Annotated in this window: 21 protein-coding genes and 1 other annotated feature; of the genes, 11 read left to right on the forward strand and 10 right to left on the reverse strand. The window is 54.6% G+C overall.

Translation table 11 applies throughout. From position 1 onward, the window contains the following. Positions 1 to 29: 29 nt before the first annotated feature. The 6 genes from trpA to trpL all read right to left on the reverse strand — a co-directional run bounded on the left by trpA (position 30) and on the right by trpL (position 6,702). Entirely contained in the window at positions 30 to 839 is an 810-nt protein-coding gene (gene trpA / locus HX884_RS09525; protein ID WP_040022190.1) for a tryptophan synthase subunit alpha, read from the reverse strand. After that, positions 839 to 2,032 (reverse strand): tryptophan synthase subunit beta, encoded by a 1,194-nt coding sequence (gene trpB, locus HX884_RS09530; RefSeq protein WP_013096356.1) that lies wholly within the window; start codon positions 2,030 to 2,032, stop codon positions 839 to 841. The genes trpA and trpB overlap by 1 nt, the downstream gene beginning before the upstream one ends. A 10-nt stretch (positions 2,033 to 2,042) precedes the next feature. Continuing rightward, positions 2,043 to 3,401 (reverse strand): bifunctional indole-3-glycerol-phosphate synthase TrpC/phosphoribosylanthranilate isomerase TrpF, encoded by a 1,359-nt coding sequence (gene trpCF / locus HX884_RS09535; RefSeq protein ID WP_038985412.1) that lies wholly within the window; start codon positions 3,399 to 3,401, stop codon positions 2,043 to 2,045. A 3-nt stretch (positions 3,402 to 3,404) separates the two neighbouring features. Further along, positions 3,405 to 5,000, reverse strand: a complete 1,596-nt coding sequence (trpD, locus tag HX884_RS09540; RefSeq protein WP_020690934.1) for a bifunctional anthranilate synthase glutamate amidotransferase component TrpG/anthranilate phosphoribosyltransferase TrpD — start codon at positions 4,998 to 5,000, stop codon at positions 3,405 to 3,407. Further along, positions 5,000 to 6,562 carry an anthranilate synthase component 1 gene (locus HX884_RS09545; RefSeq protein WP_029883574.1) on the reverse strand — a complete coding sequence of 521 codons (1,563 nt, stop codon included), beginning with the start codon at positions 6,560 to 6,562 and terminating at the stop codon, positions 5,000 to 5,002. The genes trpD and HX884_RS09545 overlap by 1 nt, the downstream gene beginning before the upstream one ends. A 25-nt stretch (positions 6,563 to 6,587) precedes the next feature. Beyond that, positions 6,588 to 6,681 (reverse strand) — a sequence feature (Trp leader region). After that, positions 6,658 to 6,702: a trp operon leader peptide gene (gene trpL, locus HX884_RS27615; RefSeq protein ID WP_106993556.1), complete on the reverse strand. Its 45-nt coding sequence runs from the start codon at positions 6,700 to 6,702 to the stop codon at positions 6,658 to 6,660. Its footprint overlaps the feature before it by 24 nt. A 139-nt stretch (positions 6,703 to 6,841) precedes the next feature. On the opposite strand from trpL, the gene rnm reads away from it, so the two are divergent. The 3 genes from rnm (at position 6,842) to rluB (ending at position 9,312) form a co-directional block, all read left to right on the forward strand. Further along, positions 6,842 to 7,723 carry an RNase AM gene (gene rnm / locus HX884_RS09555; RefSeq protein ID WP_013096361.1) on the forward strand — a complete coding sequence of 294 codons (882 nt, stop codon included), beginning with the start codon at positions 6,842 to 6,844 and terminating at the stop codon, positions 7,721 to 7,723. Then, the gene (locus tag HX884_RS09560; protein WP_178328047.1) at positions 7,720 to 8,340 is read left to right on the forward strand and encodes an L-threonylcarbamoyladenylate synthase; all 621 of its coding nucleotides are present in this window, start codon (positions 7,720 to 7,722) and stop codon (positions 8,338 to 8,340) included. Before rnm ends, HX884_RS09560 begins: the two co-directional genes overlap by 4 nt. A gap of 96 nt (positions 8,341 to 8,436) precedes the next feature. Continuing rightward, on the forward strand, positions 8,437 to 9,312 hold the full coding sequence (gene rluB, locus HX884_RS09565; RefSeq protein ID WP_013096363.1) for a 23S rRNA pseudouridine(2605) synthase RluB: 876 nt from the start codon (positions 8,437 to 8,439) through the stop codon (positions 9,310 to 9,312). Positions 9,313 to 9,348: 36 nt separating this feature from the next. Here rluB and cobO read toward each other — a convergent pair whose 3' ends face one another. Beyond that, a complete protein-coding gene (cobO, locus tag HX884_RS09570; RefSeq protein ID WP_013096364.1) occupies positions 9,349 to 9,939 on the reverse strand; it encodes a cob(I)yrinic acid a,c-diamide adenosyltransferase in 591 nt (196 codons plus the stop codon). Beyond that, positions 9,936 to 10,697, reverse strand: a complete 762-nt coding sequence (locus tag HX884_RS09575; protein WP_023620279.1) for a YciK family oxidoreductase — start codon at positions 10,695 to 10,697, stop codon at positions 9,936 to 9,938. The genes cobO and HX884_RS09575 overlap by 4 nt, the downstream gene beginning before the upstream one ends. 251 nt (positions 10,698 to 10,948) lie before the next feature. Between HX884_RS09575 and sohB the strand changes: the two genes are divergently transcribed. Further along, positions 10,949 to 11,995, forward strand: a complete 1,047-nt coding sequence (gene sohB / locus HX884_RS09580; protein ID WP_178328048.1) for a protease SohB — start codon at positions 10,949 to 10,951, stop codon at positions 11,993 to 11,995. Between the two features lie 34 nt (positions 11,996 to 12,029). Here the strand turns inward: sohB and HX884_RS09585 are convergent, their stop codons facing one another. Beyond that, the gene (locus HX884_RS09585; protein WP_178328049.1) at positions 12,030 to 12,281 is read right to left on the reverse strand and encodes a YciN family protein; all 252 of its coding nucleotides are present in this window, start codon (positions 12,279 to 12,281) and stop codon (positions 12,030 to 12,032) included. Between the two features lie 399 nt (positions 12,282 to 12,680). Here HX884_RS09585 and topA point away from each other — a divergent pair, with 399 nt between their 5' ends. From topA to acnA, 5 genes are all read left to right on the forward strand, one after another. Further along, complete coding sequence (gene topA / locus HX884_RS09590; protein WP_038419681.1) at positions 12,681 to 15,278, forward strand: type I DNA topoisomerase; 2,598 nt, start codon at positions 12,681 to 12,683, stop codon at positions 15,276 to 15,278. A 187-nt stretch (positions 15,279 to 15,465) separates the two neighbouring features. Then, the gene (gene cysB / locus HX884_RS09595) at positions 15,466 to 16,440 is read left to right on the forward strand and encodes an HTH-type transcriptional regulator CysB (RefSeq protein WP_178328050.1); all 975 of its coding nucleotides are present in this window, start codon (positions 15,466 to 15,468) and stop codon (positions 16,438 to 16,440) included. Positions 16,441 to 16,777: 337 nt separating this feature from the next. Then, positions 16,778 to 16,918 carry a YmiA family putative membrane protein gene (locus HX884_RS09600; protein ID WP_213382645.1) on the forward strand — a complete coding sequence of 47 codons (141 nt, stop codon included), beginning with the start codon at positions 16,778 to 16,780 and terminating at the stop codon, positions 16,916 to 16,918. Positions 16,919 to 17,229: 311 nt separating this feature from the next. After that, a complete protein-coding gene (ymiC, locus tag HX884_RS27185; protein ID WP_044159376.1) occupies positions 17,230 to 17,328 on the forward strand; it encodes a small membrane protein YmiC in 99 nt (32 codons plus the stop codon). A 163-nt stretch (positions 17,329 to 17,491) separates the two neighbouring features. Further along, positions 17,492 to 20,167, forward strand: a complete 2,676-nt coding sequence (acnA, locus tag HX884_RS09605) for an aconitate hydratase AcnA (RefSeq protein WP_178328051.1) — start codon at positions 17,492 to 17,494, stop codon at positions 20,165 to 20,167. Positions 20,168 to 20,211: 44 nt separating this feature from the next. On the opposite strand, the gene ribA is transcribed toward acnA, so the two are convergent. After that, entirely contained in the window at positions 20,212 to 20,802 is a 591-nt protein-coding gene (gene ribA / locus HX884_RS09610) for a GTP cyclohydrolase II (protein ID WP_013096372.1), read from the reverse strand. A gap of 198 nt (positions 20,803 to 21,000) precedes the next feature. On the opposite strand from ribA, the gene pgpB reads away from it, so the two are divergent. Then, complete coding sequence (gene pgpB / locus HX884_RS09615) at positions 21,001 to 21,768, forward strand: phosphatidylglycerophosphatase B (RefSeq protein ID WP_028027956.1); 768 nt, start codon at positions 21,001 to 21,003, stop codon at positions 21,766 to 21,768. 148 nt (positions 21,769 to 21,916) lie between these two features. Further along, the gene (locus HX884_RS09620) at positions 21,917 to 22,225 is read left to right on the forward strand and encodes a LapA family protein (RefSeq protein ID WP_013096374.1); all 309 of its coding nucleotides are present in this window, start codon (positions 21,917 to 21,919) and stop codon (positions 22,223 to 22,225) included. Position 22,226: the final 1 nt, after the last annotated feature.

Raw genomic sequence — 22,226 nt, forward strand, 5'->3', positions numbered from 1 at the left:
TCTGGCTGAGTCGCCAGACGGTGGAAGGATCAGGCTTTACGCGTTGCGGCTTTCATCGCCGTAACAAATGCTTTGAGTTCAGCCAGCATCTGATCGGGTTTGTCCACGTTCTTCTCAATGATTTTGACGATAGCAGAGCCGGAGATCGCGCCTGCCGCTTTTGCGTCAATTGCCGCCGTAACCTGATCCGGGGATGAAATGCCGAATCCCTGCAGCGGAGGTGCTGCGTGGTATTCAGCCAGTTTTTCTACCAGGTGATGCAGCGGCAGCGCGGCTTTGTTTTCAGCACCCGTCACGCCCGCGCGGGAGAGCAGGTAGGTGTAACCACGGCCGTAAGAGGCAATCTGGCGCAGCAGTTCGTCATCGGCGTTTGGCGGGCAGATGAAAATCGGCGCCACGTTATGACGCATAGCCGCCTGGCGGAACGGTGCAGATTCTTCAACCGGGACGTCGGCCACCAGCACGGAGTCAACGCCGACCCGCGCGCACTCGGCATAAAATTCGTCGATTCCGCGGTTAAAGACCAGGTTGGCATACATCAGCAGGCCAATCGGAATGGTCGGGTGCTTCTGACGGATCGCGGCCAGCATCTCAAAACACTGCGTTGGGGTGACGCCCGCGGCAAAGGCACGCAGGGTGGCGTTCTGAATGGTCGGGCCATCCGCCAGCGGGTCAGAGAACGGGATCCCCAGCTCCAGCGCATCGGCACCGGCTTCAATCAGGGCGTCGATAATTTTTAGCGACTGTTCCGGGCCTGGATCGCCCAGGGTTACGAAGGGAACGAACGCGCCTTCCTGGCGGGATTTCAGTTGTGCAAATGCGTTATCGTAGCGTTCCATCAGATTTCCCCTCGTGCTTTCAGAATATCGTGAACGGTGAAGATATCTTTATCACCGCGACCGGAAAGGTTAACGACCAGCAGTTGCTCTTTTTCCGGGTTTTCTTTCATCATTTTCAGCGCATGCGCCAGAGCATGCGAGGACTCCAGTGCCGGGATGATCCCTTCGCTGCGGCACAGCGTCTTAAACGCTTCCAGCGCTTCGTCATCGGTGATGGAGACGTAGTCCGCGCGTCCGGTGCTGTTCAGGAACGCATGCTGTGGCCCGACGGACGGGAAATCCAGACCGGCAGAGATGGAGTACGACTCTTCAATCTGACCTTCATCGGTCTGCATCATCGGCGCTTTCATGCCGAAGTAGATCCCCACGCGGCCATGTTTCAGCGGAGCGCCGTGCTCACCGGTTTCAATCCCGTGACCCGCTGGCTCCACGCCGATCAGGCCAACACGGGTTTCGTCGATAAAATCAGCGAACATCCCGATGGCGTTTGATCCCCCGCCCACGCAGGCAATCACCGCGTCCGGCAGACGGCCTTCTTTTTCAAGGATCTGCGCTTTGGTCTCTTCGCCAATCATGCGCTGGAATTCACGCACGATAGTCGGGAATGGGTGCGGGCCAGCGGCTGTGCCGAGCATGTAGTGCGCGGTTTCATAGCTACCAGACCAGTCGCGCAGCGCTTCGTTACAGGCATCTTTCAGCGTGGCAGAACCACTGTGAACCGGGATCACTTCTGCGCCCATCAGACGCATACGGAATACGTTCGGAGACTGACGCTCAACGTCTTTCGCCCCCATATAGATACGGCATTTCAGGCCAAGCAGGGCGCTTGCCAGTGCTGATGCCACGCCGTGCTGACCCGCGCCGGTTTCGGCGATGATCTCGGTTTTGCCCATACGTTTTGCCAGCAGCGCCTGTCCTAACACCTGGTTGGTTTTATGCGCGCCGCCGTGCAGCAGGTCTTCACGCTTGAGGTACAGCGTGGTTTTGGTGCCGGCAGTCAGGTTACGGCATTTGGTCAGCGCTGTTGGACGGCCCGCGTAGTTTTTCAGCAGGTCGGTAAATTCAGCCTGAAACGCTGGATCTTTCTGTGCGCTCACAAACGCTTCTTCCAGCTGGCGCAGTGCGGGCATCAGGATCTGCGGAACGTACATCCCGCCGAACTCACCAAAATACGGGTTTAGTAATGTCGTCATTTTTTCTTCCTTAATATGCACGCAGAGTTTTAAATACCGAGGCCAGCTTACTGGCATCTTTGATGCCCGGTTGCGACTCTACGCCTGAATTGAAATCGAGGCCCGCGCAGCCGGTTTTGGCTGCTTCCACACAGTTATCCGGGCTAAGTCCACCCGCCAGCAGGACATTGTCCAGCGCTTCGCCGTTCAGCAGTGACCAGTCAAAACGCTGGCCTGTACCGCCCTGGCCGTTATCGAGCACGTATTTATCAACATGATTCAGGTTACGTGCTGGCAGGGTGCTGCCCACGCTCTGCGCTTTCCAGATCTGAACCTGAGGAGCCAGCCCGGCACGCAGGGCATCGATGTATGCCTGATCTTCATCACCGTGCAGTTGTACTGCACTAAGGGATAACGCTTCGGCTTTTGCCGTAACGTCCGCAATATCAGCGTTACGGAAGACGCCCACATAGCTGAGTGGGGCTGCCGCTATCACCTTGCGTGCCTGTTCATCGCTCACCGCACGCGGTGAGGAGCCCACAAAGATCAACCCGCCGTAAATAGCCCCCGCCTCATAGGCGGCCTGGGCATCCTGTTCGCGGGTTAAGCCGCACACTTTGTTTTCACCCAACAGCACGCGACGCACTGCGGCATTGAGATCGTCATGTGCCATCATCGCGGAGCCAATCAGGAAACCGTTGGCGAAGTGGCTCAACTCACGCACCTGGGCGTAGCTGTTGATCCCGGATTCACTGATAACGGTCACGCCAGAGCCCAGACGCGGTGCCAGCTGACGCGTACGATTCAGGTCGATTGACAGATCGCGCAGATCGCGGTTGTTAATCCCGACCACTTTCGCCTGCAGTGCAATGGCACGCTCCAGCTCTTCTTCGTTGCTCACCTCGGTCAGCACGCCCATGTTGAGGCTGTGCGCCACCGCAGCCAGCTGGCGATACTGCTCGTCGTCGAGTACCGAGAGCATCAGCAGGCAGGCGTCAGCCTGGTAAAAACGCGCCAGCCAGATCTGATACGGGTCGATAATAAAGTCTTTGCACAGAATCGGTTGTGGCGCGATGCTGCTGACAACAGGCAGAAAATCGAAGCTGCCCTGGAAATATTTCTCATCCGTCAGCACGGAGATCGCCGACGCATGATGCTTATAAATGCCGGCAATACGCGCCGGATCGAAATCCTCACGGATAACGCCTTTCGACGGGGAGGCTTTTTTGCACTCAAGAATAAATGCGGTGCGCGCGCCCTGCAGGGCATCATAGAAACGACGGCTGCTTGGGACGACGTCGTTCTGAAAACTGGCAAGCGGCTGCTGCGCTTTGCGGGCTTCCACCCAGATGGCCTTATCGGCAACGATTTTCGCTAAAACGGTCTGCATTCTTTACCCTCTTGCCGCAAGTGCGGTAACGCGATCGTAAGCTGCACCAGAGCGCAGTACGTCCAGAACTTTTTGTGCGTTGGCTTTGAGATCCTCTTCGCCGTGCAATCGCATCAGCATGGCGACGTTGGCTGCCACGGCTGCCTCATGGGCGACCTCTCCCTTACCTTGTAATAAGCGCGTGAGAATGTCACGGTTTTCTTCCGGCGTGCCGCCTGCCAGCGCCTCCTGATGATACGGCGTTAAACCAAAGTCGGCGGCTTCCAGCTGATAGCTCAGGATTTCGCCATTGCGCAGTTCCGCAACGAGAGTTGGCGCGTGAAGGGACACTTCATCCATTCCCCCGCTGTGAACCACTGCCGCGCGCTGATAACCGAGCACGCGCAGGGTTTCGGCAATTGGCAGAACCAGTTCCGGGCTGTAAACACCAATCAGCGCCAGCGGCGGGTGCGCCGGGTTGATCAGCGGCCCCAGTACGTTAAACAGCGTGCGTGTTTTGAGTTGCTGACGAACCGGCATCGCATGGCGGAAACCGGTGTGATACTTCGGCGCAAACAGGAAGCAGACGCCCAGATCGTCCAGCGCTTCACGGGAGCGTTCGGCGTTCATATCCAGGTTAATGCCGAAGGCAGCCAGCAAATCGGACGAGCCCGAGCGGCTGGAGACGCTGCGGTTACCGTGTTTCGCCACCTTCAGGCCACACGCCGCGGCCACGAAGGCACTGGCGGTGGAGATATTGATGCTATTGCTGCCATCACCCCCGGTGCCGACGATATCCGCAAACTGATAATCCGGGCGCGGGAAGGGGGCGGCATTTTCCAGCAGGGCCGTGGCGGCACCGGCGATTTCTTGCGGGCTTTCGCCGCGCACTTTCATGCTTACCAGTGCGGCCGCCAACTGTTCAGGTTTCAGCTCACCGCGAACCACGGCAGAGAAGAGCTGGTGGCTCTCCTGCTGGCTCAGGGTCTGCGCCTGATACAGCTTTTCCAGAATCGGTTGCAGCGTGTTGGTCTGCTCCAGTTTCTGCAACGCCCAGTCCAGCGTCTGCTCCAGCAGTCGCGCGCCATGGGTCGTGAGAATCGACTCCGGATGGAACTGCATGCCGCAGACGCGATCCGCATCGTGACGCACGGCCATTACCATCCCTTCAAACGACGCGTTAATGGTCAGCCCGGCCGGGATGTTGCTGCCCACCAGGGAGTGATAGCGCGCAACCGGCAGAGGATTTGGCAGGCCGGCAAACATCGCCTGGCCGTCATGTTCAATGCTGGAGGCTTTGCCGTGCAGGATCTCACCTGCCTGACCCACGTAGCCGCCATAGGCTTCCACAATCGCCTGGTGACCCAGGCAGATACCGATAATCGGCAGTTTACCGCGCATACGGGTCAGCAGCTCCGGCATACAGCCCGCTTCACTGGGGGCACCTGGGCCAGGAGAGAGCATCAGCACCGGGTTTTGCATGGTTGCCAGACGGTCTATCAGCGTCTGTGCCGGAACATGGTTACGATAGATAACGACGTTGTGACCATTCGCACGCAGCTGATCTGCCAGGTTATAGGTAAAAGAGTCGATGTTATCGAGCAGCAGAATGTCAGCCATCAGAAAATCTCCTGTGCGTGATGTGCGGTAGCAATGGCGCGCAATACCGCGCGGGCTTTACTGCGGGTTTCGTCAGCTTCAGACTGCGGAACAGAATCCAGAACAATCCCTGCGCCTGCCTGCACGGTAGCGATACCGTCCTCAACGTAGGCGGAGCGGATCACAATGCAGGTATCCAGATCGCCATGGGCGGTGAAGTAGCCCACTGCACCACCGTAACTGCCGCGACGGCGCCCTTCAGCCGCCGCGATCAGCTGCATGGCGCGGACTTTTGGCGCGCCGCTCAGCGTGCCCATGTTCATACAGGCGCGGTAGGCATGAAGCACGTCGAGGTCGCTGCGCAGTTCGCCCACCACGCGGGATACCAGATGCATAACAAACGAGTAGCGGTCGACCTTGGTTAAGTCCGCCACGTAGCGGCTGCCAGGGGTACAAATGCGCGCCAGGTCGTTACGGGCCAGATCAACCAGCATCAAATGCTCGGAGAGCTCTTTATGGTCGGTACGCATTTCCAGCTCAATGCGGCTGTCGAGATCGCGATCCAGCGAGCCATCGGCTCGACGGCCGCGTGGACGGGTTCCGGCAATCGGGTAGATCTCAATCTGGCGGCTGGTGGCGTCATATTTCAGTGAACTTTCAGGGGATGCGCCAAACAGGGTGAAATCGTTGTCCTGCATAAAGAACATGTACGGGCTTGGGTTGCTCTTTTTCAGCACGTCATAGGCCGCGAGCGGCGACGGGCAGGGCAGAGAGAAACGACGGGAAGGAACAACCTGGAAAATTTCTCCGGCGCGAATCGCTTTTTGCATCTGGCGAACCACGGCACCGTACTGATCGTCGCTCTGATTAACCTCACAAGTCATTTTCTCGACACGATGTACAGGCAGCGCAGGCGGCGCTTCGGTCATTTGTTGCTGCAACTGCTCAATACGCTGCTCAAGGCGTTTTTTCTCTGTCGCGGATGGCGTGAAGAGGCTTGCCTGAATACGGGTGTTTTTTTTCTGGTGGTCGATCACCAGTAAGGTTTCGGCCAGGTAGAAGCAGTAGTCGGGGCAGCGGTTACCCTGTTCAATGTCCGGTAAATCTTCGAACCCGGCCACCAGGTCGTAAGCAAACAGCCCGCCAAAGAACATTGCTTCGCGTTCATCTTCCGGCACGGTGACCAGATTTTGCAGCAGACGGAAGGCATCAAAAACGGAAAGAGAGCACAGGCGTGCGTCTTCGTCCAGCAGCTGGCTCACCGGCGGGAAGTGCAGAACGCGCATTTCAGGATGGTGTTCATTTTCGATACCAGCAGGCAGGCTCGCATCCAGTAACGGCAGCAGAGCCGCACCGTTATCCGATAACGCTTTGATAGTGACAGTGTCACCTAGCGCCGTAATGCGCAGCGCGCTGTCCACCAACAGCAGGCTCTTGAGATCGTCTTTGCTGTCAATATCGGCGGATTCCAGCAACAACGTGGCTGGACGCGCACCGCAGACCTGATGAAACAGCGCGGTTGGGTTGTGGCGATAGGCCGCCTCGCTGGTCAGCAATTCGAGGTGTGGTTTGGCTGTTTGCATTATGTTGTTCTCAGTTATTCTGTTCAAAAAAAAGCCCGCTGATGAGCGGGCGGGTATCTGTTTGCTGTACGCAGACGTGTGACACTGCCCGGGAATCAGGAAGTGCGCCACCAACCGTGCAGAGTGAAATGTGCAGTCATTTTCAGATACCTTTCTCGTGTGAACTTGCGTACTAGTTAACTAGTTCGATGGCGTGTTGTCAACCCTTGATTTCAGAATTTCGTGGCAAGTCGGTATCATGGGCTTTTAAGATGTCTCTAACCTGTGACGGGAAGTGCTTTGAGCGATACCACCTACGCCGTAATTTATGATTTACACAGCCATACCCAGGCCTCCGATGGTCTGCTAACGCCCGAAGCGTTGGTGCATCGTGCCGTTGAAATGCGGGTTGGCACGCTGGCCATAACCGATCACGATACAACCGATGCCATTCCAGCCGCGCGCGCCGAGATTGCCCGCAGTGGTCTGGCACTCAAACTGGTTCCTGGCGTCGAGATATCGACCGTCTGGGAGAATCACGAAATCCATATTGTTGGCCTGAACATTGATATAGACCATCCGGTAATGTGTGCGTTTTTGCAAGAACAAAAAACGCGCCGCAACCAGCGCGCAGAAATGATCGCTGAACGTCTGGAAAAGGCGCATATTCCGGGCGCACTGGAGGGGGCACAAAGGCTGGCAAATGGGGGCGCGGTAACACGCGGTCATTTTGCCCGTTTTCTGGTTGAGGCGGGCAAGGCCACAACGATAGCGGATGTCTTTAAACGCTATCTGGCTCGCGGGAAAACCGGATATGTTCCGCCACAGTGGTGTACAATAAAACAAGCTATTGATGTGATTCATCATTCTGGCGGTAAGGCCGTGCTGGCCCATCCGGGGCGGTATAATCTTTCTGCTAAATGGCTGAAAAGACTGCTGGCGCATTTTGCCGAATGCGGTGGCGAGGCGATGGAAGTCGCCCAGTGTCAGCAGGCGCCCAACGAGCGTTCGCAGCTTGCGACCTACGCCCGCCAGTTTGGTTTGCTGGCGTCGCAAGGCTCAGATTTTCATCAGCCCTGTGCGTGGATAGAACTGGGACGCAAGCTTTGGTTACCCGCAGGCGTTGAGCCTGTCTGGCAGCTCTGGGAACAGCCACAGCAACTTGAAGAGAGGGAAGTATGAGTCAGTTTTTCTATATTCATCCGGATAATCCGCAGCCGCGCCTGATCAATCAGGCCGTGGAGATCGTGCGTAAAGGGGGCGTTATCGTCTACCCGACGGATTCGGGTTATGCGCTGGGCTGTAAGATTGAAGATAAAGCGGCGATGGAGCGTATTTGCCGTATTCGCCAGTTGCCGGACGGTCACAACTTTACCCTGATGTGCCGGGATCTCTCTGAGCTATCGACCTATGCTTATGTCGATAACGTGGCATTTCGTCTGATTAAAAATAACACGCCGGGCAACTACACCTTCATCCTGAAAGGGACGAAAGAAGTTCCGCGCCGTCTGTTACAGGAAAAGCGCAAAACCATCGGGATGCGTGTGCCGTCTAACCCGATTGCCCAGGCCTTGCTGGAAACGCTGGGTGAGCCGATGCTCTCAACCTCGCTGATGCTGCCCGGCAGTGAATTCACCGAGTCCGATCCTGAAGAGATCAAAGACCGTCTGGAAAAGGTGGTTGAGCTGATTATTCATGGCGGTTACCTCGGTCAGCAGCCGACCACGGTTGTCGATTTAACGAAAGATGCACCGGAAGTGATTCGCGAAGGCGTGGGTGATGTTAAGCCTTTCTTGTAAAGGTGTAAGCAGCTATACTACGCGGCCATCAAATCAGGGCATAGCCCTGGTTTGACCTGATTCGACGCCTGTGAAGGCGACACCTGAGGAAGCTCAATGAGCGAGAAGTTACAGAAAGTGCTGGCGCGTGCCGGCCACGGCTCACGCCGTGAAATCGAAGCCATTATTGAAGCCGGACGCGTGAGTGTGGACGGTAAAATCGCCACGCTCGGTGACCGCGTAGAAATCGTGCCGGGGCTTAAAATCCGTATCGACGGTCATCTTATCTCGGTTAAAGAATCTGCTGAGCAGATCTGCCGCGTGCTGGCGTACTACAAGCCGGAAGGTGAACTGTGTACGCGCAACGACCCGGAAGGTCGCCCGACGGTATTTGACCGTCTGCCTAAACTGCGTGGCGCACGCTGGATTGCAGTGGGGCGTCTGGATGTGAACACCTGCGGTCTTCTGCTGTTCACAACGGATGGTGAACTGGCAAACCGTCTGATGCACCCAAGCCGTGAAGTGGAACGCGAATACGCCGTACGCGTGTTCGGCCAGGTTGATGAGAACAAACTGCGCGATCTGTCGCGTGGCGTTCAACTGGAAGACGGTCCTGCAGCGTTCAAAACCATCAAATTTACCGGTGGTGAAGGGATCAACCAGTGGTACAACGTTACCCTGACCGAAGGCCGTAACCGTGAGGTTCGTCGTCTGTGGGAAGCGGTGGGCGTGCAGGTTAGCCGTCTGATCCGTGTCCGTTACGGCGATATTCTGCTGCCAAAAGGTCTGCCACGTGGTGGCTATACCGAACTGGACCTGACGCAGACCAACTACCTGCGTGAACTGGTGGGCCTGGCGCCAGAAACCACTTCCAAAGTGGCGGTGGAGAAAGATCGTCGTCGCATGAAGGCGAACCAGATCCGTCGTGCGGTGAAACGCCACAGCCAGGTGAACAATAATCGCCGCGCTGGCAGCCGTAATAACAACGGTTAAAAATAAAAGCCCGGTTAATTTCACCGGGCTTTTTTATCAATAATCAATGCCGATTTGCGCTTTGATACCGGCATCAAAAGCATGTTTAACCGGACGCAATTCGCTGACGGTATCCGCTAATTCCAGAATATCCCGATGACAGCCGCGGCCTGTGACGATCACCGTCTGATGCGCCGGGCGATTCCTGAGTGCCTCCAGTACGGCGTCCAGCGGCAGATAGTCGTAGGCGACCATATAGGTGATCTCATCCAGTAACACCATGTTCAGGGCCGGGTCTGCCAGCATTCGTTTTGCATGCTCCCAGACCGCGAGGCAGGCCGCGGTGTCGGTTTCCCGGTTTTGGGTATCCCACGTAAAGCCTGTCGCCATCACCTGGAACTCAACCCCGTGCGGCTCAAGTAAATTACGTTCACCGTTGGGCCATTCCCCTTTAATAAACTGAATGACACCCACTTTCTGCCCGTGACCAACGGCGCGCGTGGCGGTACCAAAGGCGGCGGTGGTTTTGCCTTTGCCGTTGCCGGTAAACACGATGATGATCCCGCGTTCATCCTGCGCAGCGGCGACACGGGCATCAACCTGTTCTTTCAGGCGCTGCTGACGTTGCTGGTGACGTTCTTCACTCATTGCGAAATCCCGGGTTTACGGCCTGGCTGGGCATCAAAGGTCATCCCTGTTTTACGGCGGCTGTCATCGCCCATCAGCCAGAGATAGAGCGGCATAATATCTGCCGGGGTTTTAAGCTTCTGCGGATCTTCCGTCGGGAAGGCGCTGGCGCGCATTTTGGTGCGCGTTCCGCCTGGGTTAATGCAGTTCACGCGCAGATGACGGCTCTGATATTCCTCCGCCAGCACCTGCATCATCCCTTCGGTCGCGAATTTTGAGACCGCATACGCCCCCCAGTTTGCGCGGCCTTCGCGCCCTACGCTGGAGGAGGTGAACACCAGCGAACCGGAATCAGATTTGAGTAATAAAGGAAGCAGTGCCTGGGTCAGGAAAAAGGTACCGTTGATATTGACCTGCATGACCTGCTGCCAGATCTCAGGATCCTGTTCATCCATCGGGCGAACCTCCCCAAGCAAGCCGGCATTGTGCAGTACGCCATCCAGCCGTGGGTAGTGGGTGCTGATGCGGTGGGCAAGCTCCTGGCACGTTTCAGGGGTACAGGTGAGCAGATCCAGCGTGTACCAGCGGGCAGGAATGCCACCGGCGGCGTCAATCTCCTGAGCCACTCCTTTGAGTTTTTCTTCGTTACGGCCAATGAGAATTACGCTCGCGCCATAGTCAGCGTAGGTCAGTGCCGCTTCGCGGCCAATGCCATCGCTGGCACCAGTGACCAAAATGATGCGGTTCTGCAGCAGATTTTTTTGCGGTTGATAATGCACGGTGACTCCTCGGCGCACAGTGATGCAAAGACGCCTTATTGTGTGACTTTTCGGCTTTATGCCCGAATTAGCATGAGAATTCAATCAGTCTACAGGACGCATCGCTGTAAAATTAACAATTTGCAAATATTTAAACCAGAATCGGGGGATTCCTGAAGACGGCTCGCAGAGGTAATGTCACGAGCGAGACGCATGAGCAGGGCTGTTGTACACTGCCGTGAAAGATTCGTGGTTAAATCAAGGTGGAACGCGTGGAATTACTTTCTCAATATGGGTTGTTTTTGGCAAAGATCGCGACGGTGGTGATTGCCATTGCGGTAGTGGCCGTTCTGATTGTTAACCTGACGCAGCGCAAACGTCAGCGTGGTGAGTTACGCATTATCCGCCTGAGCGAGCAGTATAAAGAGATGCAGGAAGAGATGTCGCTGGCCCTGCTTGACAGCCATCAACAGAAACTGTGGCACAAAGCGCAGAAGAAAAAGCATAAGCAGGACGCCAAAGCGGCAAAAGCCAAAGCGAAGCTTAACTCGCCGGAGGAAACGTCAACCCCGCGTGTCTATGTGCTCGATTTTAAAGGCAGCATGGATGCCCATGAAGTCTCTTCCCTGCGTGAAGAAGTCACCGCCGTGCTTGCCGTGGCTAAACCGCAGGATCAGGTGGTTGTCCGTCTTGAGAGTCCGGGTGGGGTCGTTCATGGTTATGGGCTGGCGGCTTCGCAGCTACAGCGTCTGCGTGAAAAACAGATCCCGCTGACGGTTGCGGTGGATAAAGTCGCGGCGAGCGGAGGCTATATGATGGCCTGCGTGGCGGATAAAATTGTTGCGGCGCCGTTTTCTATTATTGGCTCCATCGGGGTGGTTGCGCAAATCCCGAACTTTAACCGCTTCCTGAAAAGCAAAGAGATCGACATTGAATTACACACGGCGGGTCAGTACAAACGTACCCTGACGCTGCTGGGGGAGAACACGGAAGAAGGACGTCAGAAATTCCGTGAAGATCTCAATGAAACCCATCACCTCTTTAAAGACTTTGTGCACCGTATGCGCCCGGCGCTTGATATTGACCAGGTGGCAACTGGGGAGCACTGGTACGGTACGCAGGCGCAGGAAAAAGGGCTGGTGGATGAAGTGGGCACCAGTGACGACCTGCTGTTGAATCTGATGGAAGGGCGCGAACTGGTTGGCGTGCGCTTTACCCAGCGTAAGCGACTGCTTGACCGCTTTACGAACAGCGCGGCCGAAAGCGCGGATCGCCTGCTACTCCGCTGGTTGCAACGCGGACAAAAACCGCTGCTGTAAACAAAAACGCGAGGCCAGTGCCTCGCGTTTTGCGTTAATCGACCAGGTGATATTTCTCTGAAAGCGTGTGCGCCAGGTATTTAAACATATTGAACACGGCGGTGCTTTTCAGGGTGGGTAACCCTTGTTCGTCAAGGAAGTATTCGCCGCTGAATACAAGCACGCCGTTACGTTGTTCCACGCCGGTCGCTTCAATGCCCGCCAGGGTGTCTTCATGGTCACGAATCAGCTTATTTGCTTCGATAAGCAGAGAGGCTCGATCAATGGGTTGGGTTGTATTCTGCATAATCCACTCCTTAAACAGTGACAATAGTCTACGCCGGGGGCGCTTTGGGGGCAAATTTTCCCTGTAATGTGAGGGGGTAAGGTGCCGTGACCTGGCTGGCAGGATTTGCTTTTGCATGCTAATAAAGTTGCGTAACGAATTTTATCAGGTAGAGTGTGCGCTTTCGTCATTCTGGCAACAGAATTGCTTGACATTCGACCGGGAATTCGTCACGAATTACATCCGATGTGAGAAAAATACCCGATAACTCAATCACCTGGGCGTTAACGCTATGACGTTCAGTAAGACAAAGGGGTTGATATCCCCTGACGCAGTCGCAATATCAATGGCTCGTCGTCAGTGGAAGGGAAATCAACATGCGGCGTATTCCTGGAAGAATTAAATTAGGTAAAGGTGAATATGGGTAAAGCTCTCGTCATCGTTGAGTCCCCGGCAAAAGCCAAAACGATCAATAAGTATCTGGGTAATGACTACGTGGTTAAGTCCAGCGTCGGTCACATCCGCGATTTGCCGACCAGTGGCTCAGCCAGCAAAAAGAGCGCAGACTCTACCTCCACCAAAGGGGCTAAAAAGCCTAAAAAGGATGAACGTAGCGCGCTTGTCAACCGTATGGGTGTTAACCCATGGCATAACTGGGATGCACACTATGAAGTGCTGCCCGGCAAAGAAAAAGTCGTTAACGAGCTGAAGCAGCTTGCTGAAAAAGCAGACCACATTTATCTCGCAACCGACCTTGACCGCGAAGGGGAAGCCATTGCCTGGCACCTGCGGGAAGTGATCGGGGGTGACGACAAACGCTACAGCCGTGTAGTGTTTAACGAAATTACGAAGAATGCGATTCGCCAGGCGTTTGAGAAGCCGGGTGAACTGAACATCGACCGCGTAAACGCGCAGCAGGCACGCCGTTTTATGGACCGTGTCGTGGGTTACATGGTCTCTCCACTGCTGTGGAAAAAGATTGCCCGCGGTCTGTCCGCAGGGCGTGTGCAGTCCGTTGCTGTGCGTCTGGTTGTTGAACGCGAGCGTGAGATCAAAGCCTTCGTCCCGGAAGAGTTCTGGGAAGTGGATGCCAATGTCACCACGCCGGGTGGAGATGCGCTGCCGCTGCAGGTGAGTCATCAGAATGACAAACCGTTCCGTCCTGAAAACCGTGAGCAGACCATGGCTGCCGTGGCGCTGCTGGAAAAAGCGCGCTACCAGGTTCTGGAGCGTGAAGATAAACCGACCAGCAGCAAACCTGGCGCACCGTTTATTACGTCTACGCTGCAACAGGCTGCGAGCACGCGCCTGGGTTATGGCGTGAAGAAAACCATGATGATGGCCCAGCGTCTGTATGAAGCGGGTTATATCACCTATATGCGTACTGACTCGACAAACCTGAGCCAGGATGCCGTCAACATGGTGCGCGGCTACATCAGTGACAACTTCGGTAAGAAATACCTGCCAGCGAGTGAAAACCAGTACGCCAGCAAGGAGAACTCACAGGAAGCGCACGAAGCCATTCGTCCTTCTGACGTCTCCGTGTTAGCCGAATCGCTGAAAGATATGGAAGCCGATGCCCAGAAGCTGTATCAGCTTATCTGGCGTCAGTTCGTGGCGTGTCAGATGACACCAGCACAGTATGACTCCACCACGCTGACCGTTGGTGCGGGTGATTTCCGCCTGAAAGCGCGTGGCCGTATCCTGCGCTTCGATGGCTGGACTAAAGTGATGCCTGCGCTACGTAAGGGCGATGAAGACAGAACCCTGCCTGCGGTAAACAAAGGGGATGAGCTCTCTCTGGTTGATCTCGTGCCTGCCCAGCACTTCACCAAGCCGCCAGCGCGTTTCAGCGAAGCGTCTCTGGTTAAAGAGCTGGAAAAACGCGGTATTGGCCGTCCTTCCACCTATGCGTCGATTATTTCGACCATTCAGGACCGCGGTTACGTTCGTGTTGAAAACCGTCGTTTCTATGCGGAAAAAATGGGTGAGATCGTCACTGACCGCCTGGAAGCCAACTTCCGCGAACTGATGAACTACGACTTCACCGCGCAAATGGAAGACAGCCTCGATCAGGTTGCCAGCCATCAGGCCGAGTGGAAAAAGGTTCTCGACAGTTTCTTCAGCGACTTTACCAACCAGCTTGAAAAAGCGGAAAAAGATCCTGAAGAGGGCGGCATGCTGCCGAATCAGATGGTCCTGACCAGCATCGACTGCCCAACCTGCGGTCGTAAAATGGGGATCCGTACTGCCACTACCGGCGTTTTCCTCGGCTGTTCTGGCTACGCGCTGCCGCCGAAAGAACGCTGCAAAACCACCATTAACCTGGTACCTGAGAACGAAGTGCTCAACGTGCTGGAAGGTGATGATGCGGAAACCAACGCTCTGCGTGCAAAACGTCGCTGCAAGAAATGCGGCACCGCGATGGACAGCTACCTCATCGATCCAAAACGTAAATTGCACGTCTGCGGTAATAACCCGACCTGCGATGGTTATGAGATCGAAGAGGGTGAGTTCCGCATTAAAGGTTACGACGGTCCTATCGTTGAGTGTGAGAAGTGTGGTTCTGAGATGCACCTGAAAATGGGGCGCTTCGGCAAGTACATGGCGTGCACCAACGACGAGTGTAAGAACACGCGTAAAATCCTGCGTAACGGTGAAGTCGCGCCGCCGAAGGAAGATCCGGTTCCGCTGCCAGAGTTGCCCTGCGAGAAGTCCGACGCTTACTTCGTGCTGCGTGATGGTGCTGCCGGCGTGTTCCTTGCGGCAAACACCTTCCCTAAATCGCGCGAAACCCGCGCGCCACTGGTGGAAGAGTTGTACCGTTTCCGCGACCGCCTGCCTGAGAAACTGCGCTATCTGGCCGATGCGCCACAGCAGGATCCGGAAGGCAATAAAACCGTTGTGCGTTTTAGCCGTAAAACGAAGCAGCAGTATGTTGCGGCGGAGAAAGACGGCAAGGCAACCGGCTGGTCAGCATTCTTTGTGGATGGCAAATGGGTGGAAGGCAAGAAATAATCTTTCCTTACCGTAACTTACCTGTGAAAGGGCCGGACTTCCGGCCCTTTTTTATTACCTTGTTATTATTTTTTGTTCCGTACTATACAGTCAGGCTATAAATGATATAGTGGTTATAGTTAACCCTTTTCTTATTATCAAATCGTCTTAAGCGATTGACCGCATGCGCTAAATTGGATGGTCTGGCATGAAATTACAGCAGCTTCGTTATATTGTTGAGGTGGTAAACCACAACCTTAACGTCTCTTCTACCGCTGAGGGGCTATATACCTCTCAGCCGGGTATCAGCAAGCAGGTCCGCATGCTGGAAGATGAGTTAGGTATTCAGATTTTTGCTCGTAGCGGTAAACACCTCACCCAGGTGACGCCAGCAGGGCAGGAGATTATCCGCATCGCGCGGGAGGTTCTCTCTAAAGTCGACGCAATTAAATCGGTGGCGGGTGAGCATACCTGGCCGGATAAAGGGTCGCTGTATATTGCCACCACCCATACCCAGGCACGCTATGCGCTGCCGGGCGTTATTAAGGGCTTTATTGAGCGCTATCCACGCGTCTCTCTCCATATGCATCAGGGCTCGCCGACGCAAATCGCTGAGGCGGTTTCGAAGGGTAATGCGGACTTTGCTATCGCAACCGAAGCGCTGCATCTGTATGACGATCTGGTTATGCTGCCGTGCTATCACTGGAACCGTTCTATTGTCGTCACGCCCGATCACCCGTTAGCCGGTAAAGGGTCGGTCACTATTGAAGAGCTGGCGCAATACCCCTTAGTGACGTATACCTTCGGCTTTACCGGGCGCTCCGAGCTTGATACTGCATTCAATCGTGCAGGATTAATGCCGCGTATCGTCTTCACCGCAACCGATGCTGACGTAATTAAGACCTACGTGCGGCTTGGACTGGGGGTAGGGGTGATTGCCAGCATGGCGGTTGATCCCGTATCTGACCCTGACCTCGTGCGTCTTGATGCGCATGATATTTTCAGCCATAGCACCACTAAGATTGGTTTCCGTCGCAGTACCTTCCTGCGTAGCTATATGTATGATTTTATTCAGCGCTTTGCCCCACATTTAACGCGCGACGTGGTCGATACGGCCGTGGAATTACGTTCAAATGAAGATATCGAAGAGATGTTTAAAGACATCAAACTTCCGGCAAAATAATCACTCCCGGTATCTTTCCGCCCAGGAAAGATACCGAAATAACCTCTCAAAGCTAAATTAGAATTATCATCATCTGCACTTAACTGCCGTATAATGTCATTAACCATTTATTTAGTGTGGTTATAATGTCGTGAATTGGCGACAAAAGTAGAACTAATTTTTGGCTTCGCAAATATTTCCTTTCAAATATTTATTTCTGGTCAAAAGAATGAATATTTCCCATCAATAGATACGTAAATTCACTGGCTTTTCGGCTAAAGTTTCTTTAGGATTTATCTCAACAGATGATTAATTGTACCAATTGTTTGGTCTCTAAATGATAAGCGATATCGATTGTATGAGGTTAGCAATGCCTTCAGGAAGTGAAGAACCGCAAAGGGATCCTGCGCTCAAGCGTAAAGCCTGGCTGGCGGTCTTTCTCGTCTCCGCCTTGTTTTGGGTGGTGGTTGCTTTCCTGGCCTGGAACTATTGGGGTTGAATATGGCAGTGACGGTACGTACAGAAACAGTTAAACAGATGTGTCAGCTTCGTGACAGGGGCCACAAAGTGCGCAAAGCACCTGCCACTGCCGTACCCGCGTCCTGGAAACTGACGCCGCAACAGCAAGCGTTTATTGATGTGTTCGCAGAAGACGAACCCAAAAAACAATAATTTACTTAATTGCGTAATGATGCAAATAGTCTGAATAAAGGCTCAATGCATTTGTACTCTTTAATAAATACACATCAGCAATATTGAACTGAGGGCAGACCTCGGAACCTTTAATAAATAATGCCTGGTGTCCCTATGATGAATAACATGATGTCTATGAAATACTGGTCATGGCTCGGCGTTTTTTCCGCGTCGATTCTGTTCTGGTCACAGCTTATCTGGCTGGCCCTCCACTAAATCGTAAAACCTCGCTACGGCGGGGTTTTTTTTTCTCCCCCGCACTGGAACATTCCTGGATTTATCATTTCGGGTTGTTATCAAAACGTTACGACATCTTTGTGTTATCTTTAATTACAGCCCTGATGATTGTCAGGACATCTCTGTAATTAAGGAGGAGCTTATGTCGGTAACCCTACGCGAAGCCAGTAAGGACACATTACAGGCAGAAAATAAAACCTGGCACTACTACAGCCTGCCGCTGGCAGCCAGGGCGCTTGGGGACATTTCGCGTTTACCCAAGTCCTTGAAAGTTTTACTGGAAAACCTCTTACGCTGGCAGGATGGTGATTCCGTCACCCTTGAAGATATCCAGGCACTGGCAGGGTGGCTTAAGCATGCCCATGCTGACAGAGAAATTGCCTATCGACCGGCAAGGGTCCTGATGCAGGACTTTACCGGGGTCCCTGCTGTGGTTGACCTTGCGGCAATGCGCGAAGCGGTGAAGCGCCTTGGCGGCGATACCGCTAAAGTAAATCCGCTCTCTCCCGTTGATCTCGTTATCGACCACTCTGTCACCGTGGACCACTTTGGTGACGACGATGCCTTTGGCGAAAACGTACGTCTGGAAATGGAGCGTAACCACGAACGTTACGTCTTTCTGAAGTGGGGGCAGCAGGCCTTTAGCCGCTTTAGCGTCGTTCCGCCCGGTACGGGTATCTGCCACCAGGTGAATCTTGAATACCTGGGCAAAGCGGTCTGGAGTGAATTGCAGGATAAAGAGTGGGTGGCCTATCCGGATACTCTGGTGGGCACCGATTCGCACACCACCATGATTAACGGCCTGGGCGTTCTGGGCTGGGGCGTTGGCGGAATTGAAGCCGAAGCGGCCATGCTTGGCCAGCCGGTATCGATGCTGATCCCTGATGTGGTGGGCTTTAAGCTTACCGGCAAACTGTCGGAAGGCATCACCGCCACCGACCTGGTACTTACCGTTACGCAGATGCTGCGTAAGCATGGTGTGGTGGGTAAATTTGTCGAATTCTACGGTGACGGGCTGGATTCATTACCGCTTGCCGACCGTGCCACCATCGCCAACATGGCGCCGGAGTATGGCGCAACCTGCGGCTTTTTCCCCATCGATACTGTCACGCTGGAATATATGCGCCTGAGTGGCCGTAGCGAAGAGCAGGTGGCGCTGGTTGAAGCGTATACCAAAGCGCAGGGGATGTGGCGTAACCCGGGCGATGAACCGGTATTTACCAGCACACTTGAACTGGATATGGGAACCGTCGAGGCGAGCCTGGCGGGGCCAAAACGTCCACAGGATCGGGTGGCGTTGAGTGACGTACCGAAAGCCTTTGCCGCCAGTAATGAACTGGAAGTTAACACGGCGAAAAAAGACCGCCGCCCAATCGACTATGTCCTGAACGGACATCAGTATCAGCTTCCGGATGGTGCGGTTGTCATTGCAGCCATAACCTCCTGTACAAATACGTCGAACCCCAGCGTGCTGATGGCCGCCGGTCTGCTGGCGAAGAAAGCGGTAGAGCTGGGGCTTAAGCCTCAGCCGTGGGTAAAAGCCTCTCTGGCACCGGGCTCCAAAGTGGTTTCAGATTACCTTGCACAGGCCAGATTAACGCCGTATCTGGATGAGCTGGGCTTTAACCTGGTGGGGTACGGTTGCACCACCTGTATCGGGAACTCGGGTCCGTTACCTGAACCGATTGAGATGGCGATCAAGCAGGGCGATCTCACCGTCGGGGCCGTTCTCTCCGGTAACCGAAACTTTGAAGGCCGTATTCATCCGCTGGTCAAGACCAACTGGCTGGCGTCTCCACCGCTGGTTGTGGCATACGCTCTGGCCGGGAATATGAATATCAACCTGGTCACCGATCCGATTGGCCACGATCGCAAGAATGATCCGGTCTATCTGAAGGATATCTGGCCATCTGCCCGGGAAATTGCATTGGCCGTAGAGAAAGTTTCTACCGAAATGTTCCGCAAAGAGTATGCGGAGGTGTTCGAAGGTACGCCGGAATGGAAGGCCATCGACGTCGTGGGTTCAGATACCTATGACTGGCAGGACGATTCGACCTATATCCGCCTGTCGCCGTTCTTCGATGAGATGCTGGCTGAACCTGCACCGCTGCAGGATATCCACGGCGCGCGCATTCTGGCGATGCTGGGAGACTCCGTCACCACGGACCACATATCGCCGGCGGGAAGCATCAAAGCCGACAGTCCAGCAGGCCGTTACCTGCAGAGCCGGGGTGTGGAGCGCCGGGATTTCAACTCCTATGGCTCACGTCGTGGTAACCATGAAGTGATGATGCGCGGCACGTTTGCCAATATCCGTATCCGCAATGAAATGGTGCCGGGCGTGGAAGGGGGCATGACGCGACATTTGCCGGGGAGGGACGTGATCTCAATTTATGACGCCGCCGTCAAATACCAGCAGGAAGGCACGCCGCTGGCGGTTATCGCCGGGAAAGAGTACGGCTCTGGCTCCAGCCGTGACTGGGCGGCCAAAGGCCCGCGTCTGCTTGGAGTTCGGGTGGTGATTGCCGAATCGTTTGAACGTATCCACCGTTCAAACCTGATAGGGATGGGGATCCTGCCACTCGAATTCCCGCAGGGAGTCACCCGTAAAACGCTGGGCCTCACCGGGGAAGAGCTGATTGACATCAGCGGCCTGCAAAATCTGCAGCCGGGTAAAACGGTGCCGGTGAAATTAACGCGCGCAGACGGTAAAACAGAGGTGCTCGACTGCCGGTGTCGTATCGATACGGCAACAGAACTCACCTATTACCAGAACGACGGCATTCTACATTACGTGATTCGTAAGATGCTGGACTGATGGAGCCAGCCCGGCACGCGATGGCGTTGCCGGGCACTTTGCGATCACTCGCTCAGCAGATGCCCCATTTTGGCGGCTTTGGTATCGAGGTAGTGCGCGTTTTTTGGGTTACGTCCCACAATGAGCGGTACACGCTCAACGATATTGATCCCCGCTTCGGTCAGAATTTCGACTTTTTTCGGGTTGTTAGTCAGCAGGCGTACTTCATCCACGCCCAGCAGCTTAAACATATCCGCACACAGCGTGAAATCGCGCTCATCGGCAGCGAAGCCGAGCTGGTGGTTTGCTTCTACCGTGTCGTACCCCTGGTCCTGCAGCGCGTAGGCGCGGATTTTATTCAGCAGACCAATATTGCGCCCTTCCTGGCGGTGATAAAGCAGCACACCGCGACCCTCTTCGGCAATATGAGAGAGCGCTGCCTCCAGCTGGAAACCGCAATCACAGCGCAGGCTGAACAACGCATCGCCGGTCAGACACTCCGAATGAACGCGAGAAAGTACCGGGGTTTGTCCTGAAATGTCGCCGTACACCAGCGCGACGTGATCCTGTCCGGTCGCCAGTTCTTCAAATCCCACCATCAGGAAATCGCCCCATGGGGTTGGCAGTTTGGCTTCTGCCACACGTTTAAGCTGCATGTGATTCTCCAGAGTAGGCTGACACGTTTCGTGTCTTTCGCCTGTTTTTGCTTTCTGTATCCGTTCATTTTGCCACAAGCTCAGCAGGTTCGCCTAATGGCTGCCATGCTATACGAACGTTAAACGCACGATCCGACATATCCACCCGTCGGATGAATTTCAGTTATGATTGTGACGCTTAGCGAAAAAGGAGAAGACATGCTTTCAATCGCCAGACGAACGGCAGCAGGTGCAGCCATATTGTTGATTATGCCATTAGCCGTTTGGGTATCAGGCTGGATGTGGCAGCCCGGGCACAATACCCTGTGGCTGAAAACGTTATACTGGATAACAGAGACGGTCACCCAGCCATGGGGCATCATTACTCATGTAGTGCTTTGCGCCTGGTTTTTGTGGTGCCTGCGCTTTCGTCTCCGCGCAGCGCTGGTGCTCTTTGCTATCCTCGGTGGGGCGATTCTTGTTGGCCAGGGGGTAAAATCCTGGGTAAAAGGCCATGTGCAGGAGCCGCGACCTTTTGTGGTCTGGCTGGAAAAAACGCATCATGTTCCGGTGAATGAGTTCTACAATTTAAAACGTAAAGATCGCGGTGCGCTGGTGAAAGAACAGCTTGCGGAACAGCAGGATATCCCGACGTTTTTACGTAAACACTGGCAAAAAGAGACCGGCTTTGCGTTTCCATCCGGGCACACCATGTTCGCCGCCAGTTGGGCACTTCTTGCCGTCGGCCTTTTATGGCCGCGGCGTCGTACTGTCACTATCGCCATTTTACTGGTCTGGGCGACGGGGGTGATGGGGAGCCGTCTACTGCTGGGCATGCACTGGCCACGCGATTTAGTGGTGGCGACGCTCATTTCATGGCTGCTTGTTACCCTTGCCACCTGGCTGGCTGAACGACTCTGCGGTCCGTTAACGCCGCCGCCGGAAGAGAAAGAAGAGATCGCCGAAAGGGAGCACAGTGGCGTCTGAAGGTTGATTTTGCGCATTCAGCCCATAAATCCATGACGGGCGCGTCACTTTTTCCGTTTCGCGCCCGTCGCTAAAATGGTAGTTTATAAGGCTGATTGCGGTAAGTTGAACACACTTTATTCGCTTGAACCACATAACGGGAAGTAATGTGAAATATTTACTCATTTTCTTACTGGTATTGGCGATTTTTGTCATTTCAGTCACATTGGGTGCACAAAACGATCAACAGGTGACGTTTAACTATCTGCTGGCGCAGGGCGAGTATCGGGTTTCGAGCCTGCTGGCGGTCTTGTTCGCAGCGGGTTTCGCCATCGGCTGGCTGGTTTGCGGTCTGTTCTGGTTAAAAGTACGTGTTTCGCTTGCGCGCGCTGAACGTAAAATTAAACGCCTCGAACATCAAATTGCGCCTGCGTCCGACATCCCGGAAAGCTCTGGTGTGCCGGTCGTCAAGGAATAAT

It is taken from the genome of Enterobacter sp. SECR19-1250, from assembly GCF_013391025.1.
Classification (GTDB): Bacteria; Pseudomonadota; Gammaproteobacteria; order Enterobacterales; family Enterobacteriaceae; genus Enterobacter; species Enterobacter cloacae.